Annotated in this window: 13 protein-coding genes; 10 read left to right on the forward strand and 3 right to left on the reverse strand. The window is 31.2% G+C overall.

All coding sequences use genetic code 11. From position 1 onward, the window contains the following. Positions 1 to 37 precede the first annotated feature (37 nt). Positions 38 to 523, reverse strand: coding sequence for a hypothetical protein (locus HHX25_RS10710; RefSeq protein ID WP_169672997.1), 486 nt, complete (start codon positions 521 to 523; stop codon positions 38 to 40). 428 nt (positions 524 to 951) lie between these two features. Here HHX25_RS10710 and HHX25_RS10715 point away from each other — a divergent pair, with 428 nt between their 5' ends. Then, complete coding sequence (locus tag HHX25_RS10715; protein WP_169672999.1) at positions 952 to 2286, forward strand: BNR-4 repeat-containing protein; 1335 nt, start codon at positions 952 to 954, stop codon at positions 2284 to 2286. Positions 2287 to 2546: 260 nt separating this feature from the next. Here HHX25_RS10715 and HHX25_RS10720 read toward each other — a convergent pair whose 3' ends face one another. Continuing rightward, positions 2547 to 3239: a hypothetical protein gene (locus HHX25_RS10720; protein ID WP_169673001.1), complete on the reverse strand. Its 693-nt coding sequence runs from the start codon at positions 3237 to 3239 to the stop codon at positions 2547 to 2549. After that, entirely contained in the window at positions 3236 to 4087 is an 852-nt protein-coding gene (locus HHX25_RS10725; protein ID WP_169673002.1) for a hypothetical protein, read from the reverse strand. The genes HHX25_RS10720 and HHX25_RS10725 overlap by 4 nt, the downstream gene beginning before the upstream one ends. 694 nt (positions 4088 to 4781) lie before the next feature. On the opposite strand from HHX25_RS10725, the gene HHX25_RS10730 reads away from it, so the two are divergent. The 9 genes from HHX25_RS10730 (at position 4782) to HHX25_RS10770 (ending at position 17871) form a co-directional block, all read left to right on the forward strand. After that, entirely contained in the window at positions 4782 to 4943 is a 162-nt protein-coding gene (locus HHX25_RS10730) for a hypothetical protein (protein ID WP_169673004.1), read from the forward strand. Positions 4944 to 5072: 129 nt separating this feature from the next. After that, positions 5073 to 6935, forward strand: a complete 1863-nt coding sequence (locus tag HHX25_RS10735; RefSeq protein WP_169673006.1) for a tetratricopeptide repeat protein — start codon at positions 5073 to 5075, stop codon at positions 6933 to 6935. Positions 6936 to 6991: 56 nt separating this feature from the next. Further along, the gene (locus HHX25_RS10740) at positions 6992 to 7759 is read left to right on the forward strand and encodes a LytR/AlgR family response regulator transcription factor (RefSeq protein WP_169673008.1); all 768 of its coding nucleotides are present in this window, start codon (positions 6992 to 6994) and stop codon (positions 7757 to 7759) included. Between the two features lie 141 nt (positions 7760 to 7900). After that, complete coding sequence (locus tag HHX25_RS10745; protein WP_169673010.1) at positions 7901 to 8350, forward strand: LytR/AlgR family response regulator transcription factor; 450 nt, start codon at positions 7901 to 7903, stop codon at positions 8348 to 8350. Between the two features lie 18 nt (positions 8351 to 8368). Next, a complete protein-coding gene (locus tag HHX25_RS10750) occupies positions 8369 to 12022 on the forward strand; it encodes an Hsp70 family protein (RefSeq protein WP_169673012.1) in 3654 nt (1217 codons plus the stop codon). 18 nt (positions 12023 to 12040) lie between these two features. Further along, positions 12041 to 13519, forward strand: a complete 1479-nt coding sequence (locus tag HHX25_RS10755; RefSeq protein ID WP_169673014.1) for a hypothetical protein — start codon at positions 12041 to 12043, stop codon at positions 13517 to 13519. After that, positions 13513 to 15498 carry a hypothetical protein gene (locus tag HHX25_RS10760; RefSeq protein ID WP_169673016.1) on the forward strand — a complete coding sequence of 662 codons (1986 nt, stop codon included), beginning with the start codon at positions 13513 to 13515 and terminating at the stop codon, positions 15496 to 15498. The genes HHX25_RS10755 and HHX25_RS10760 overlap by 7 nt, the downstream gene beginning before the upstream one ends. A 1-nt stretch (position 15499) precedes the next feature. Beyond that, positions 15500 to 16681, forward strand: coding sequence for a hypothetical protein (locus HHX25_RS10765; RefSeq protein ID WP_169673017.1), 1182 nt, complete (start codon positions 15500 to 15502; stop codon positions 16679 to 16681). Between the two features lie 2 nt (positions 16682 to 16683). Next, complete coding sequence (locus tag HHX25_RS10770; protein WP_169673019.1) at positions 16684 to 17871, forward strand: hypothetical protein; 1188 nt, start codon at positions 16684 to 16686, stop codon at positions 17869 to 17871. Positions 17872 to 17919: the final 48 nt, after the last annotated feature.

Below are 17919 nucleotides of genomic sequence, written 5' to 3' on the forward strand. Positions count from 1 at the left end.
GAATAAACCCTTTAATGAGTTTTTTGATATCTGATTTTTATTTCTCAATCACTTTAAATGCATCAATATCTACTGAATAAGCCCAAAGTAGTTTTTCAGAATTATCAAAATGAACCCGTAAAAGTTGTTCTTTCTTTTCAATAGTACTACCAGATTTTGCATTACGTCGCAATAGATAAACCAACGAAAAGCCAATAACACTTTCAGGTTTAGCGTTCTTGAATTCGTAAGTCAAATTAACCTCATCAGGATAAGTTATTAACTTAATGACCTCGTTTTTAGTCATGCCTTTCTCAAGCTTATTCATATTATTGAGTATGATAGCTTTCCTTTTTTCAGATGCGCTATACGGGTAATTTATATTTTCTTGATAAAGTTTGGTCCCTTCAGTGTTCATTTTACTGTTTTCTTGTCCACAACCTAATAATGCTACTAATGGAAGTATTACTATTAGAGTTATTAATTGTTTGATCATTTCTTTATTTTTACCATACCATATATAACATTTGAGTCTGTTTGCCATGATGAAATGCTATTATATGTGTAGCTAAGTTAGTAAATCTTTTATGCTTTAATATAAATACAAGTGCCATTTGGATTTCTTATCATACTAAAAATAATATGGAAACAAGTATTAAAAAGTACCTAAAAAGTCGTGTAGGTAGAATACTATTATAATCCATGTTTTAAACAGGGGTTTTCTCAGTCATTGTTAAGGGGATATCCTTTGAAGGAGATGGTTTCTTGCCTTCAATTTCAATCTCTTTTTCGCATTCAGGATAACAAATAAGAATATGTCCTTGAGTTCTTAATTTTTTTCTCCAAACTTGTCTTTTTTCAAATTCCTAGTTTTTTAAAATAAGAAGATAGTCCATTAATTAAAGTGAATAATCTATTTTTATTTCTAAGATACAATTATATGTTTGTTTAAATATCAAATGAACAGTTTTTATGAAGCATAATCGTGTTTTTATACTACTTTGGGCATGCATTCTTTTATGTGCTTGTAAGTCATCAAAAAAACTAAAGGAACAGCCTTCCGAGCACCTATCCGGGACTATTTCTAACGTTACAAATAATGGTGCCTGGTGTTGGTTTTCAGACCCCAGGGCTATATATACACATGATAAGGACCCTGGAGTTTTAACAGGGTGGGTAACTACCAATGGTAGTATTGTTACTGCTAAAATAAATTCTAATGGAGACATTAAAGAGCAGATTTTATCCCGAAAATTAGATAAGGACGATCATGCCAACCCTTCATTTGTAGAGTTTGAAAATGGTGATAATATGGTCTTTTTTACAAAGCATTTTGATAATTTTGTGAGATACCATTTCAGCGTAGATAGCGAAGATGATTTATTTGGAGCCCCTATTCTTTTTGATCCATTCGATGCAGAGGAGCTTAAAAAATTTCCTTTAAAAAGAACGACCTATGCGAATCCATATGTTTTGGAAGAAGAGTCAGGAAAACTATTTTGTTTTGGACGCTGGACAGGTTTTAAGCCTAATTTTATGACATCTACAGATAATGGTAAGACCTTTTCAAAATCGAAGGTATTAATAACCAATTATCCCTTTGATGAAGAAAATAGGCCATATGTAAAATACTATTCTGATGGGAAATCTAAAATACACATTCTTTTTACCGATGGCCACCCAAGAAATGAGCCTACCAATTCGGTGTACTATGCTTATTATGAAAAGGGCGCATTTTGGAGAGTCGATGGTTCTAAAATTTGCACAATAGATGCGTTGCCTTTTGAACCCAAAGATGCTTCGGTAGTGTACCAGGCAGATAAAGAAAAAGGAAAAAGTTGGATATATGATATGGCATCTGACGAAAAGGGGTATCCTGTCATACTCTACACACGATATCCTAACGACAAGCATCATGTTTATCATTATACTAGGTATGATGGGAGTAAGTGGATAGATACCAGAATATGTGATTCAGGAAAATGGTTTCCTCAGACTTTAAAAAAGAAAATAGAAGAAGAGCCTAATTATTCTGGAGGGATGACTATTAATCCCTTAAATACGAATATTATTTATACTTCAGAAAAAATAAAAGACGTATTTGAAATTGTAAAATACAGATTAGACACAAATGGAAACATTGTTGATAGAAGTCCAATTACTATAAATTCTAAGAAGGATAATGTTCGCCCGTTTATTCCAAGGAATATGAAAAAAGGGGATGAAGAAGTCGTTTTATGGATGGAAAACAAAAAATATATTCATTATACAGACTATAAAACTGCTATTAAGATGTATAAAAAATAGTTGAAGATATAAATCAATACACTGTTTTCTATAATTAGAATACTCCTATTAAAAAGACTCTGGTATACAGCTACTTGAGTCTTTTTAATTTATAAGAGTTTGAATAATGGATTAATTAATTCAAATAATAAGTTTTACTAGAACGTTTTCTAAATATTTAATAGGAGTTTTTATTTCTTTTTATGTATGATATACGTTGTAAATAGTGTTGGTAGACTTCTGGGTTTAGCAAATTATTTCGGTTTTAAATAAAGCTCGATTTATTCATGGGTATAACTTTTTTTATCCCTAACAATACGTCTTACCACACTAATAGATTTATGGGCTTCCGAAAGAGAAAATACATCACCTCCATCTGTAGCTTCCTTTAAAATGGCCTCAGTTAATGTAACGGAAAGTCTGGTGCCTCCTTTTGTTGTAAGGACAAACTTTTGAGTATCATCATACTGAATTATTTTCCCTGTGTCGATAACCGATTTTAAGACAGGTATTTTTTTTATGATTTTATCTTTCCAATCATTGTCTATTAAGGAACCAGATTCTGTAACGGTTTCAAAGGAAACAATATCATTGTAGAAGTATTCATAAGTAGCTTCATTAAGTGCATTACTTGTGGTAGGGTCGAACATGCATTGATAAGCGGTAAGTGAGTGGTCTGTGAAATTATAAATAGTAATACCAAGAGGTAAAAACCTTAATAAATTATCTTTGCCTTTTTTTATTTTAAATTCTAGCCCATTAAGCCTTTTAAAGTTTGGGGGGCCTTGTATCATCACAGATCTTGATATGCAATCCCCTGGATCCAGATCAACCATTTTTAATGATATGTCGTATAGGCCTTGTAAAGACTCTTTAATAAGGTTATCATATTCTTCATCTTTTATTTTTGATTTAAGAACAGATTTTGAATAGTAGTTAAGAATTTTTTTTCCGTTAGGTGTTAGATTTTTCATATGAGTGTTTTCTCTATTTCTTTATAAGGTATTCCTGTACATATTTCTAAAAATTGTAACCATTCTAATTGAGGGGAGTGTTTTGTTAGCCGTATTCTTTGATATGAATAGCCAATTCTTTGATGAAAATCTTGATATATTAAATGAAGTAACTCCGAATAGTAAGTTATACCTTCAGAATTGAATTGAATGGATTTGTTAAGATGTTCTATAATACCATCAATTCTTATTTTTTTATGTCTAAATGGCCTTTTGCCATCTAAAAGGCTTAAGGATTTAAAAAAATGGAGTTTAGAATTGTGTGATTCTAAATCGCAGCACTTATTAAACAGATTTTCAGCCTTTTTAAAATAACCTTTGAACAAAAGACCAACCCCAATATTGAAAAGTATTTCAACAGAATTATTGTTTTGCTTTAGGAGTTTTTCTCCTTGAATGATCATGTTATTAATTTCTGATGCTTTCTCATAAATAAGGGGAAAAATGTTATCGGATCTGTAGAAAGAATCATTAAAATCTGCTATAACGCCGTCTATACGGTCGCTTACAAAACGCTTCCAGCTTACTTCTTCTATGTATTGGCAAAGAACATCTAATTTTCCTTCTGAAACACTGAAAGGGTATTTCCAATTATCAGGATCACTCATAAACCTATAGTCCCTAATGGCGTTGGCGCTTATGGGGTAAATATCTCCATTTGGATTTAAAATGGACTTAATTTTATCTGCTAATGTGTTTTGTTCGTGGCCTTTAAATTCATTTAAAGGCTTTCGAATACCACTTTTTTTAATAACAAGTTGAATTAATTCTAAAAAAACTTCAAGATTAGTTTCCCCAGTAACGTTCATTATTGATTTATTGAAAAGATTTCGACGAAAATAGATGAATATTTAAAAAATGAGTAAAGTATTACGTGAAAACACTTTTTAAGGTCGTGAACACTGCAGTTTTATGCTTTACCGTAAACTTTTATTGAAAATTAATTAAACCTTTGATTGCTGGTATTTGAAACAATAAAAGTCTCCTTAAATACCATTTATACCTCGAACTGACCAAAAAAATAAATAATATTTAAAAAAATGTTTTTACGTCAAAACTCCTTGTTTAATAGATGTTTTAAGAGATTTTATGCGGCTTTGAAGTCTGTCGGTAGAAACCGTTTAGCGGTCGACACAAACAAAAAATCTTTGATGATACTTTTGGCTTAGATAAACACATATAACCTGATCAATTATAGTTGTTTATTAGAAGTTTTAAAAAAATTAAAGATACGTAAAATGCAAAAAATGGAATTTATTAAAGAGGGAAAAATGCAGAATTTAAATGCTGATCCAACATTATTAAGGCGATATATAGCCCATACCATATTTGACATGCTTGCTATCGATAATAATAAAAAACTTATTTACATAAATAATGCGTGGCATATGCCACATATAACCAGTATTAGCTGCCGGTTTTCCAATTCATTGAAAGTGCACAATAGTTTGATGATGCGGACGGTATACCAAACTGTAACGCAATACATAAAAATTTATTTTTATGAAAAATGTTGTAGTTTATTGTTTTATTTTATTGGGCATTTCTTTTTGTACAAGTTGTACTGAGGTTGACGATTTAAACGAATCGCCAATTGAGGCCACCGATTCCTTACCAATAAATGGTAATAATCAAGAAGATGACTGTAAAGGAAATTGTAACTGATTTTTTTAAATAAAGGTGCTTCGAAAGAAGCATCTTTTTTTCGATTATAAATGAATAATTGTATAATGAATATATTAAGTGTTTGTTTTTTAATAGATTAGCTGTCTGTTACATTAAGAGATCCATTTTATGATAAAATTAAGCTTAAAAGCATTTAATTATGCGGTGCTTTTTATTGTGGTTTTTACATGCATTCGGTGTAGTCATCAAGATAGATTGGAAGTGGATACTGCACATTTGGATTCTTTTTATGGAGATAACCTATATGCATTAGGCGACTCTTGCTATTACAAGGAAAAATTTAATCATGCTATTTATTTTTATAAGCTTGCGGCTAATGCTTTTACGGTAAAATCTGATACTCTAGGCATTGCTAAATCTTTTAATGATGTTGGCTTATCTTATAGGAAAATAGGAAAGTTTGATTCTGCCAGAATCTATTATAAAAAAGCATTTTTTTTAGATAGTATTAGAAAAGATACCCTTCCTTTAATTGGCAGGTTAAGAAATATAGGAATTACCTATAATTATGAAGGAAACCATGTGCAAAGTATTAAATATTATACACGTTCTTTAGAACTTGCACAATATACCGAATCTGAAGAAACAGTAGCTGCGATACATAATTCACTTGGAAATTTATATAATGACCAGGAAAGGTATGCATTAGCACTAAAACATTATGAGAAAAGTCTAGCACGATATTTACAAATAAGTAAACCTGCTAAGTTGGCTTTGGTGTATAATAATATTGGAAATGTCAATGCGGCCATGGGTGATTATGATGAGGCATTGTTTTATCATAAATCTTCTTTGGGAATAAAAAAAAATTTAAAAAATCAGGAAGACATCGCTTATAGCTTTCATAATGTTGGAGTTATTTATCGATTTCAGAAGAACTATTTACTTTCAGAAGAAAATTTAAAAGAAGCTTATAAAATAAGGGTTAAGATAAAAGACCTGAGAAATAGTGCCGTGACGGCTAATGCTTTAGCGAGATTATATCTCGATATGGACAAGAGAAAAGAGGCTTTGCCATATTTAAAAATAGCAGAATCATTTTTTCAGCAAAATTATGATAAAACCATCGAGCTTGATAATTTGAAAAATTGGGCAAATTATTATTATCAATTGTCGAGCTATAAATTGGCCTATGATAAATTAGAAAATTGGGCAGTGTTAAACGATAGTTTGTTTAATACGCAGAAAGTAAATGTTTTAGAAACATGGAATCAATTTGAATTAAACCAAAAAGAAAATGAAAATATTAAGCAGAAAGAACGTGCAGATCATCAGGAAAAAATAGCAAAAAACTGGCTGAGAGTGTTATGGCTATTGTTTGGCTTTTTTATAGTTGTTTCTATTTTATCGATACTCTTGTATAGGCAACGAAGAAAAATACTCAAGTTAAATGAAGATCTGGATTTGCTTAATACCGATATTAGGCATGGAAAACATAACGACTATACACAGGTGATACAAGAATTACAAAAATTAGAATTTGACGGCGCGGATTCTATAGAGAATATGCTCTATGCGTCTATTGCAGTTGATGATATGTTATATAACCGGCCAGGGCAAAAAGTAAATATAAAAAGTCACTTAAATAAAATACTTGAAGAAAAATATCAAGCCATGAATATGGATAAGCATGGCGTGATTATAGAAAAAGAGCTAGAACCAGTAATACTAAATGGAGAAATGGCTTCTAAATTGACTTTTATTATTAGGGAATTAATGACAAATTCTATGAAACATGCTTTTAAAACTAATAGAGCCTTAAAGATAAAAGTAAAGGTGGAAACTAAAGATGATAATATACTAGCTATTGCTTATAGTGATAATGGAAATAAGCTTTCTAAAGAACAATTGGAATCTTCAAATGGATTGGGGTGGAAAATCATAAAAGGGTTTATAAAAAAACTAGGAAGTTGCATAGACATAAAAAGAGAAACAGATTATAATGTATTTCAATTTTTTGTTAAACTATAGGATTGTTTTACGCATCAAGGATTACATATGACAATTAAAAATCAATATATAGATATATGAAAGTACTCATAGTTGAAGATGATTTAGTTCAAGCTAAAAATATAATAGGCCATATATATAATGTATTTGGAAAACAGGTACAAATATTAGGGCCTAACGCTTATTATAAAGAAGCTATTGGGCATGTAAAAGAAGAGACATTCGATATGGCGATCCTTGATATTCAACTACAGGATGATCGCTATGCAGGCGTACATATAGGGGAAACCATTGAATTATTACACAATATTCCAATTTTATATATATCCGGGATATCTGACGATAAAATAATTGAACAAACAAGAACGATTCAAAATTGCAATTATATAAGCAAACCGTTTGATAGCGAAGCAATAAAAAGAGCTTTGCTTAAAATAAAAGATCAAATAACCTTTAAGTCATTAGAACCTTTTAAAGACAAAATATCTTATAAACCAAGACATCGAGATACATATTGGATCAAAGAAGGAACATCTAATTATACGGGTATTACAATTAAAGATATTGTATTTGTTGAAGCCAAAGATAAAATCTGCGAATTCAATATGATAAATGGTGACATTCTGAAAAAAAGGGCAACACTTGAAAAACAGATTTTTGATGAAACATTACGTTATTATCCTAATTTTTATAAATTGAGTAGAAGCTATATTGTTAATTTAGATCATATAAACAATATTGATGGCAGACGCATCGTTTATCCTGAATTGAATAAGAAACTTTACATAAAAATACCTGAAGATCAATTGAAAACATTATTCAAACTTATAGGTCTTCATAACTAGAAAATACAAAAATACTTCACGTACTCAATTTACCTTTTCACGAATCCGTTTATTGTTTTGACGGATTAATTTTGCGTAGCTGTTTTATATAAGTCAAATTTAGGTCGTAAATGCGAATTTTCACACTTGGATATACATTTTATGACCACAAAACTATTTGTTTCTAATCAAGACTCAATAAGCTATTATAATTTTATTAATTGGGTTGTTAACTTTTTTACAAAATTAAATATTTCTGAAAAACCTTATCAAGAATACCAATCACACAAGATTTGGATTTCAGTTAAAAGAGGTGTTTTCGAAAGCCTGGAATTTGAAGATATCATCCATATACAGGCAGCAGACCATTACCTTAAAATTCATTTATGCGAAAAGAGGCTGTATGTCATTAAATCTTCACTCAAAGATTTTTACAAGCAATACCTCTCAAAATATGACATGTTTTACCGGCTTAGTAGGTCATATATCGTAAACCTTGATATGGCTCACAAGATTGAAAACAACCAATTGTTTTTGAAGGAGCATACTGTTTTACCGATTCCAAAAAGTAAGCGAGAAGAGATATTAAAAATTGTTGGTGTCAAACTATAAATCCCAGAGTCAGATACTATGAAAATATTGGTTTTATTTTTTTCATTTTTATTGTTTTTGATCCCTCATGATGAAGGTGAAGCTAATGATCCTGTGTTAAAAGAAGCAAGTTTTATTAAAGGACTTGATTCTGCAAAAGCAAAAAATAACATACGAAGACACTATTTAATAGCTATAGATGTCTCAGGAGCTTTTGTCTCAAAATCAAAACCAATCTTAGAATCCAAAGAAGCATTAATAACATTGTTTCAAAATAAAATTCCTCATTCCACAATTAATGAGAATTCTAAAAACCTGACTTCCGAAATTCAGAATGGCATTCGCTTTTTTGACCCAGAACATGATGAGATATCCTATTATCAATTTGGAATTACGGAGCAAGAAATAGCATTGCTTAGACCAGATAAGTATTCTGGCAATAAAGATTTGATCATTAATAATTTTAACGAAAAATTTATAGAAGATAAACAGTTTAAATGGACCGAGTACAGTACCAGACCTCATATTGAACAATATTTTAACACCTTATTTTATAAGGTTCCAAAACAGGGTTTTGGTGAAGGCGTAACCCTTTCCAATTATGTATATCCATTAGTTTTAGATAACATAAAGAGTTCGTATTATGCTACCGAGTATATATTGATTATTGTTAGCGACTTTCTTACGGGGTCTCAATTTGGTAATAAGAACGACTTTTTAAGGCTTAAAGATATATACCGTTATTCTTATGATTATGCCCTTTCTAAGGGGACAGCTCCCAATATTATAAAGGAATACATTAATGATCTGTCAAGCGCTTTTTATCCTATAGATTATTTTGAATATGCTTTTGGAACCAAAAAGAATAATGTGGGGCTCATGGCCTATAAAATAAAACCCAAAGCAGGAAAAGAGCGTCCAGAAGATATTAGCATGTTTATAGATGGAAATATTGGGTTAAAGCAAATAAGTCATAAAGGGAGTGATTATAATTTATCACCATCTCAACTTCGCTTTATACATAACGACAAAATATATATAGATGCGTTATCACTTTCTGTTAAAACAAACATAGACTCTATAAAACCTTTGGATTTTGATTTTCAAGTAGGTTCGGTGAATATGAGTCGTGAATGGGAGTCGGCATATACAAGAAGAAATACACTCATGAATTTGGACAGTAGCTCCATGAGTTATACCATACCTATACTAAAAAAAATACCCCTAAAAAAAGAAAAACTAGGAAAAGTAGCATTGACTTACATGGCCAATGTAGGGTATAAGCCATTAAAAACTTCTAAGCAAAAAATTAATTATACGTTTCAAACGACAAGAAACCTGGCACTGCAAGACATACAATATAAATCTAAATTATCGATCATCATGATCACTTATCTCTTACCAATAGCTTTAGTACTACTCATATTAATCATTTTAATAATTGTAGGAAAACCAAAGGAGTTGACTTTAAGAATGGGCACTGTTCTAAACGATTCTTTTGAAGAAATCAATTATAAAAAAAACGTAGAGGGAACCAATTGGGGGCGACAATTAATACCTTATCTAAGATGGGGTACAAATAAGAAAAGCCAGGTTTTTGTTCTGCAAGGTGCCGTGAATTTAGGAAGCTCAATTTTAAGAGGTTTATGGAGAAACCAAGTGTATATTAAAATTATACAAGAAAAAAGTGCGCCAGGGTATGAAATTCGTCTAAGAAGTGATAGCGACAGCATTTCTGGAAATCATGATGCTTTAAAAGTGAGGTACTCGAAACATGGTGATTTTGATTTCAATCTAGATATTGAAAAAGTAGATGCATTATTAAAAGTAAATAAGCGTATTAAATTTGAGTTTGTACTAGAAGCCTTTTATGAAAAATCCTTTTTGTTCTTCTCTAAATCATTAAGAAGCGATTTTTTGAAATATAGCTTTTATATAGGTCCAGAATTAGGAAATACATGGGTTGGTATTGATCCAGGAACATCGGGTTCATGCATTGCTGCTGGCGCAGATGGGCATCCAGAAGTGTTTATCCCCACAACAAATACAGGGGAAGATCTCATTATACCTTCAATGCTTACTTTTCTAAAAGGTGCAGATAATAATGAATTGCGCGATGCCTTGCCATACAAGGATAAAAAATATTTTTACGGGACGCTTGCCAAGACCAATAGCAGTAGAAAGCAATATGCGCCAGCTACCTTTAGGTCTATTAAAAAACTACTTGGTTTTGCAGATAAAATCCAACTTGACTTTACAGAGAACCCAGTAGTTTCATACCAAGTCGATGGAAAAGAGCTTTGCTCATTGCTTGCAAAAGGTATTTATAGAGAGTTGGAAACAGCAGTTACCAGAGCCAACAAAAAAGAATTGTTAATAAACGGAGCGTTTGAGCCTAAAAGGGCTATAGTAGCCATTCCAAACAATTTTACAGCACAAAAAATTCAGGATATTATAGATAGTGTAGATGCTCTAAATCAGTTTGATGAAATTCGATGCATTTATGAGGCCGAGGCAAACCTGATGTATTATTTATTTGGTGTAAAAAAGATTACTAAGAATACAACTGTTTTACTCTTTGATATGGGAGGTGCTACTATAAATGCCACCATAGCCTCCATAAAAGGACAGAATATAGGTGATGGCATTTTTTATAAGATCGATATCATAGGTAAGTTGGGTTATGGTATTGGGGGCGATACTATAGATTATGTCATCATCAATTTCTTAGGTAAATACCTTAATAGCCTGGGCGTATATGTCGACCCATTTAATTTTCATAATGATCCACAATTAAAAGAGCGGTTAGTTGATTTGGCTTTTAGTATCAAGTGCGAAATCATAGATAACTATAATGAAGGTAGCGATGTGTTGATAGACAATATAAAACTGGGAAGTTTTATTAATAAAGCCTTTGAAACTTCAGTGTCAATTAGTGGGGAAGAAGAGGTTATGCAGGCATTTACACGTCAGGAAGAAGATGGTTCATACCCATTCTTTAAAGATGATGAGGTTCAGGGCTTATTATTTAATAATGTACAAACCGTAGTTAAGGATATTATGAGCTTGTGTCCTGAAGATGTAGACCAAGTGATTTTTTCTGGTCGTAGTGTTGTTTTTCCAGAAATTCAAAAAACAGTACTAAAAGCCTTAGGACAAAGCAGCATACCAGAAGTGCACAGTCTGTCTATTGATGAGTTAAAAAGTGCTGTGGCCAAAGGGGCTTGTTTATATGGAATGAATAGAAGCAGGGTTGAATTAAATTCCGTCAGGGTAAATAGTTGGTTTGGAGTAAAACATAGTTTAAGTGCTCATGATTTCAACCTGATAAAATTAATTCCTTTAGGCGCCTCATTTACAGAAAATGGAGAGGGCCTAAAACATATAAAAAAAAGGACTAAGGTAGAAAGTGATTTCGGGCTAGATGGTGGTATGGTAAACTTTTACCAGATTATGGGAACAGATCCTATTGCCTCTTTTAGAAAAGGAGAAAAGCACAAATATAATTTACTAAAACAGGTACGTATCGATTCAAAAACAGAAGGTGTTGGTCTGGAATTATGGGAGAACGATGATATTGTTTGTGAGGTAAAAGAAAAAGGCGCAAAAAAAGAAAAAAAGTTTTCTACACTCGTAGAGGATCATGAGGTTGGTGATGCCAATGACAAGCATTATACGTGGATTGTAAAGTAAATAAACATCATTAAATATATGAGATTTATTGATAAAATATTGAAAAATAAGTATTTGAAAGGAGCTTTTTCGATGTTCAGTTTATTAACTGTGATAGTTACTGTTATCATTCAATTTACTGAAACCAATCTTTCAAAAATACTAGACTTTAATACGAGTAATATTTATGATTTATCTGAATCTAATATAAAACCCATTCATGATGAAGCAGGTAACCACTATATCTTCGTCATTGATATAAGCAAATCATATAGAAAACTTGAACCGAATAAAAGAGTTTTGAGTTTATGTAATAAAACTATTAAAAAATTAGAAGAGGAAATCACGATTAGTCCTAATAAGTATAAAGCACCAGTATCTTCATTAGATGTAGCAAAACTTTACATCTTGGATGTTTTATTAAAACTAAAAAAACCTTCTGAAAAAATAAATAATGTCTTTTCAATATGGACAATTGGAAATAATACCGAAATTATTTTTCCAGAAGATAACCCTAGAGAAATAGATGAAACTAATATTAAAAACCTAATAAAATATTTTAATAAGGGAAATGCTTCTTTAGAACTTGAAAAGGAAAGCTCTTGGACAGATTTTGTGAAATTAATGGAGTATCTGGAAAACTATTATAAGAAAAAAAATGCACGTCTTATAGTCACCATAATTAGTGATTTTGATTATTCAATTTCAGAAATTCAACAAAATCGTGATTACCTGAAACAAATAATTAATGTTAAGCTTCAGCAATTATCTAACCTTCCAATTAATATAAATAGAGTTGAACTTGAGAAAAACACTAAAGCAGAACCTAAAGAAGGCAAAAAGAGCAGTGATAAAGAAGGGAGTATATACATATCAGAAAAGTGCTATTTTGAGGATAATTTAGGTGTTAATAGAACTGATCATACCATATTAAACTTGTTAAGTAATGAGCAGTCCTTGGTAACAGATTTTATTTTTCCAAGTTATGAGGTCGATGAAGCATTGGCATTTAAATACCATTATGCAAATAGTATAACCAAAAGTAGTTTTCTGCTTAAGATTCCTGATGGAAATTACAGCGTTGGTATCCCTTTCGAACCGCCTATTCTTAAATTATATCCAAAAATATCCCTAGAATTAATTAAATCTAATTTAGAAGGAATTGAAAAAAAAGATAAGGGAAAAATCAAACAAGGGCAAGGCTCCTTTGAAATAGAGATTGAAAATGGAGATTTTATAAAATTTAAATTCCAAGGAAGAATACCCAAACATGTACTGTCTCCTACTATTCGAATAGTTGATAGGGATAATGGAGCATCATATTTCATACCAATTACATTCGAAAAAACAATTCCTTTTTGGATCAAGATCTTAATTCTTTTATTGTTTGTTCTGCTAATAATACTTTTTCTCATAGGTGTTTTAGATATATACAATGAGAAGGATTATGATGATAGCCATCAAAAAAATATCAAAGAAAATAAATCGAATAACTCTAAACCAAATTTAGAATGGTAGGTACAATAAGATATACAATTGTTGCACTTTTTTTTATCCAATTTAGTATTGGACAGCAAAAATACGCTCAAGTACAACAAGAAGGTTTAAAGAAGTTAGATGGCGTTGATAAAAGTTTTCTAGTGTTTGAAGGAGAGATATTAGAACGGAAAAACCTTATACATACATTACCTAACAAGACAAAACTTGTTTTGGGAAACGGTAATGATATGAAAACATTTGATACGATTCCTAAAACACTTTCAGAAACCATAATAATTCAAAAACTTATTAAGAGACAAAAAGTTTTTATGAATGACGGGAAGCTTTATGAAGGTTATCTATTCAATTTTAATCATGATGAGCTTGTTATAGAAGACAAAAAGGAAATTAAAGTAGCCAACTATTTAGAAAAATTAATTAGACTAAAGAAAAAGGGTAAAGTAGCTATAAATAGTTATCCTTACGATGCATCTGGACTGGTTTACTTCTACAAATCAACTGAAAAGTTTTCTAACCCTTATATACGTATTGTCATTCCTGGTTATACTACAGCCTATGTCGATAAAAATATTATTGAGGACATTCCACCTGTATATGATACCAACGCATTCGAAGAACATATTATATTAATAGAAGAAGGACCGACGAAGGTACTTTATGGAAAAGATAAAGGTATTTTATATAAATGGGATGCAGAGTCTATTGAAGGTACTAAGCTTAATCTGGGTGATGGAAAATATCTTATAACCCAATCTACAGGGAGTGTAAAACTTCAATTTAATATCATAAATGGAATAGCCAATAAAGAAACGGTTAAAGAGGAGGGCAAATCTTTTTTAAATTCATTAAACATATGGCATATAATTATTATAATAGTATTTGGAATATTGGTAACATTATTAATATGGTTTAGAAAAACGCTTTTTGGAAAAGACAAGCAAAAAAATAAAGATAATAATGAATCGAATCCTGGTTCTCATCGTACCGATAGATCAGAGTATCACAATAGTTTTGAGACTAATAATAAAGCAATAAGCAGAGTAGATAAAACCTCTCCAAAATCCCTTAAAGAAGTTACAAAAAGTATAACCCAAAAGGTAGAAGAAAGCCAAAAAGAAATAGAACGAAAAATAGAAAAGCTTAGAAGAGAGATAAATTCTAATGATAACCATGAAACTAAGTCTTTAAGAGAGCAATTGCAGCTCTTAAAATCAGAAAAGCAAGATCTTGAAAAAGAAAAAGTAGGATTAAATAGAGAAGTTTTAAATCTAAATGAAACAAATAAAAAAAATCAAGAAAAGTTTGAGCTATTAACTCCAAAAATAGAACGTTTCGAAAAACAAGGTCTCTTTATAGAGAATCACCATACCCTGATTGATAAGCTGGTGCCTTTTTTTAATCATATAAAACATATTGAAAATCAACTTATAGAAAGTATAGGCTCAGAAACAAACCAAGCAGTAAAAAAGTTTCAGTCTATAGTCTTGGCGAAGTATCTTAAAAATAATACGCGAAGTGAGTTTAACAAGTGGGATACCATTTTAGAAACCCTCAAAAATAATGATGGGCTAGTAGTAGATAAAGACCTAATTCATAAGATAGAAAACAAAACATCAGACCCTGATAAGTTAAAAGGTATGGAATGGATTGTTGTTAACGAGGTTATCATTTCAAAAATAAATGCGCTTTTAATTATACTGGAAGAGCTCAGTAATACTTCAAAAATCACTGATGCCGGAAACGATTTTTCTACAAATACAGCAGCAAAACATAAAACGGATTTAATAAGTAAAATGAAACAGTTATTTGGCATTCATATAGATCATGTGACTCTCTTTTCAAATTTTCAAACGTATTCGAATATAAAAGCCACACAAGAAAAAGTGTCGTACGACCTAAGCTCGGTAACATTACAGATGGGTGACATTAAGGAGATTATAACCTATGGAATGAAACTGAAAGATAAAGAGATAGAAACATTAGTTATAGAAAAATAGTATGGAAGAATACTTAATCTTATTATTTGAAGCCTTTGGAAATTATATGGATACTGTTTCCGAGTCCCAACAATGGTGGCTTGTACCAACAGTGTTAATTGGCATTTGGCTGTTAAGTTTCACAGTTTCTAAATTCATTAAGGAGAGTATTATAGTAACTAGAGAGTTTAAAATACTAATACATATTATTATGTACAGTATTGCTGTGGAGCTTTTATTGGTAATCTGGTTTATGTACCACTGGTTAAAAACAGATGTTTACCAAAGTGATACAGAAAAATTGATACACTTACTTAGTATTGTTGTTTGCATCGTTGTTCAAATAATAAGCTATAAAAGATTAGCAAACGGATTTAAAAGAGAAAGCATATTACAAAATATAAATTGCCCAGCGACAAGACAAGATTTAAAAGGTAAAAATAAAGCAGCTTTACAGCGATTCAAAAAAATAAAATTATGGTCTTTCATTCCTGCTTTTGGTTTTTTGTTGCTGTTTTTGCCAATAAAAATGGATAAGAACTTGGTGTCGTTCTTACTAGATACAAGTTCTAGCATGGATGTTCATATAGGTAACGGACAGGAGATTTTAAGAAAGTCTTTTCAGAATATAAATAATGACACCGATATTATTCTAAGCTGGTTTACTGAAAATAGCCCTAGCGGAAATTTTAATGACCTTATAAGGACTAGAAATAGTCAGCAGCTAGATGGTATGCATCAATACTTTACAAATAAACATGATGCAATCAATGCATTAAACGGTATTGAATTTACAGAAGGAACGCCATTATTGGAAACCATTTGGTCTAATTACCTCTTTACGTTAGAACATATACAAAACGAGCACTATACCAATAACATTTTTGTATTAGTAACTGATGGTGAGGACAGTTATTTTGAAAGTGAAATAAGTACCTTTTTATGTGAAATTCCCCAATTCAATAATTTCTATCAGGACAATATAAATATTATTAATCTTCAAGGCGCCAATAACGCTTTTTTTGATAAAGCAGATGCATGTAACTACGCTGTTTATGAAGGTATGGATATAGATAGCTATGCCGCAGCAGTTCAGGAAATTTTAGCAGGAATTACAAAAGATTATTACTTCCCTGTTTGGCTTGCTGTTTTTTGTGCATTGGGAATGCTAATAGTGTTATTTATTAAACCTAAAAAATATTAGATATGAGAACATTATATTTAAGTATAACCCTTATTATTTTATGCTTTTCAAGCATATATAGTCAAAGTAAAACACAAAGTGTTTTCGTGATGGTCGACTTATCAAAAAATGTGCAAAAAGATAATTCGCCTATTACGCTTTCGCAGCGACAGGATGCTATAGCCTTTACAAAATCTATAATCACGGCATCTTATGCATCCAATAAATTCCCTAACTGGAAAAAAACAGGTGTTTTTACTAGCCCCGAAATTGAAGCTATTATTAAGGGCAAGGGTAAACCTTTAATTGGAGTAGACGACTTTTTAATGGTCATGCCATTTGGAGAAATTAGTAGTACGAACAAATTTCAAATTAACCTAGTTGGTAATTATCCTTCAGATTTTAATAAATACTACAAGTTTCCTTTTTCTTATAACGACAATGATACCTGGGGAGATTATGCCGAAGCGAAAGTCTGCAACATTGCCTATAATAATCAGATCCTGGAGTATTACATCATCAGGATTCAGGGCATGGCCGATGACCCTAATTCAAGGCTATTGGACAAAGAAGACCTTAGTATGGTCGATGAGTACGAAACAGGCTCGGTAGGTGAGGTTGTTGCCAGATTTAAACATACAACAGCTAGTAGATTTACCGTAACAGTAAAAAAGATAGATATAAGTAAGATAGATATTTTTAAAAATGGTAAGAAGGTTACCATAACACCAACAAATACAGATAAGAAATCGTTACGCATCATCTCTCCCAAAGGAACTAGGAAAACACCTTTTACAATGGCTTCATCGAATATACGTGTTTCATGGACGTGTATTGGGTGCGATAGTCTACCAAAATATACACTAAGAGCGCATAACCTCAAAACCAAAAAAACGAAAAATTATAGTGTAAAAAACAAAACATTTCAATCTTTAAAACTAGAGCCAGCAACCTACAAAATTAATGTTTCTACAAAAGGGGCCAACTCAAAAGCACAGTACATAACTGTAAAAGGAGAAAGTGGAGATAGTGGAGGTTTTGGAGTCATTTTATTATTGCTTTTACTTGGGGTAGGCGGGTATTTTGCATATAAATATTTAATAGCGGGAAGGAAAGAAAATACAAATAAGGAAAGAAGCGATTGGGCAGAACGCGAAGAAAAATCGCCTCCATCGAATACAGATACAACATCACAAGACGAAGACTGGTAAAAAATAAAAATAATCGCATGGAACAATTTAAATCATTATTGGAAATAG

It is taken from the genome of Flavivirga algicola (genome assembly GCF_012910715.1).
GTDB lineage: Bacteria > Bacteroidota > Bacteroidia > Flavobacteriales > Flavobacteriaceae > Flavivirga > Flavivirga algicola.

What these genes read in the sequence shown, in the direction of transcription:
- HHX25_RS10710 (WP_169672997.1), bottom strand. Translation starts at nt 523, where the DNA reads ATGGCAAACAGACTCAAATGTTATATATGGTATGGTAAAAATAAAGAA.
- HHX25_RS10715 (WP_169672999.1), top strand. Translation starts at nt 952, where the DNA reads ATGAAGCATAATCGTGTTTTTATACTACTTTGGGCATGCATTCTTTTA.
- HHX25_RS10720 (WP_169673001.1), bottom strand. Translation starts at nt 3,239, where the DNA reads ATGAAAAATCTAACACCTAACGGAAAAAAAATTCTTAACTACTATTCA.
- HHX25_RS10725 (WP_169673002.1), bottom strand. Translation starts at nt 4,087, where the DNA reads ATGAACGTTACTGGGGAAACTAATCTTGAAGTTTTTTTAGAATTAATT.
- HHX25_RS10730 (WP_169673004.1), top strand. Translation starts at nt 4,782, where the DNA reads ATGAAAAATGTTGTAGTTTATTGTTTTATTTTATTGGGCATTTCTTTT.
- HHX25_RS10735 (WP_169673006.1), top strand. Translation starts at nt 5,073, where the DNA reads ATGATAAAATTAAGCTTAAAAGCATTTAATTATGCGGTGCTTTTTATT.
- HHX25_RS10740 (WP_169673008.1), top strand. Translation starts at nt 6,992, where the DNA reads ATGAAAGTACTCATAGTTGAAGATGATTTAGTTCAAGCTAAAAATATA.
- HHX25_RS10745 (WP_169673010.1), top strand. Translation starts at nt 7,901, where the DNA reads ATGACCACAAAACTATTTGTTTCTAATCAAGACTCAATAAGCTATTAT.
- HHX25_RS10750 (WP_169673012.1), top strand. Translation starts at nt 8,369, where the DNA reads ATGAAAATATTGGTTTTATTTTTTTCATTTTTATTGTTTTTGATCCCT.
- HHX25_RS10755 (WP_169673014.1), top strand. Translation starts at nt 12,041, where the DNA reads ATGAGATTTATTGATAAAATATTGAAAAATAAGTATTTGAAAGGAGCT.
- HHX25_RS10760 (WP_169673016.1), top strand. Translation starts at nt 13,513, where the DNA reads ATGGTAGGTACAATAAGATATACAATTGTTGCACTTTTTTTTATCCAA.
- HHX25_RS10765 (WP_169673017.1), top strand. Translation starts at nt 15,500, where the DNA reads ATGGAAGAATACTTAATCTTATTATTTGAAGCCTTTGGAAATTATATG.
- HHX25_RS10770 (WP_169673019.1), top strand. Translation starts at nt 16,684, where the DNA reads ATGAGAACATTATATTTAAGTATAACCCTTATTATTTTATGCTTTTCA.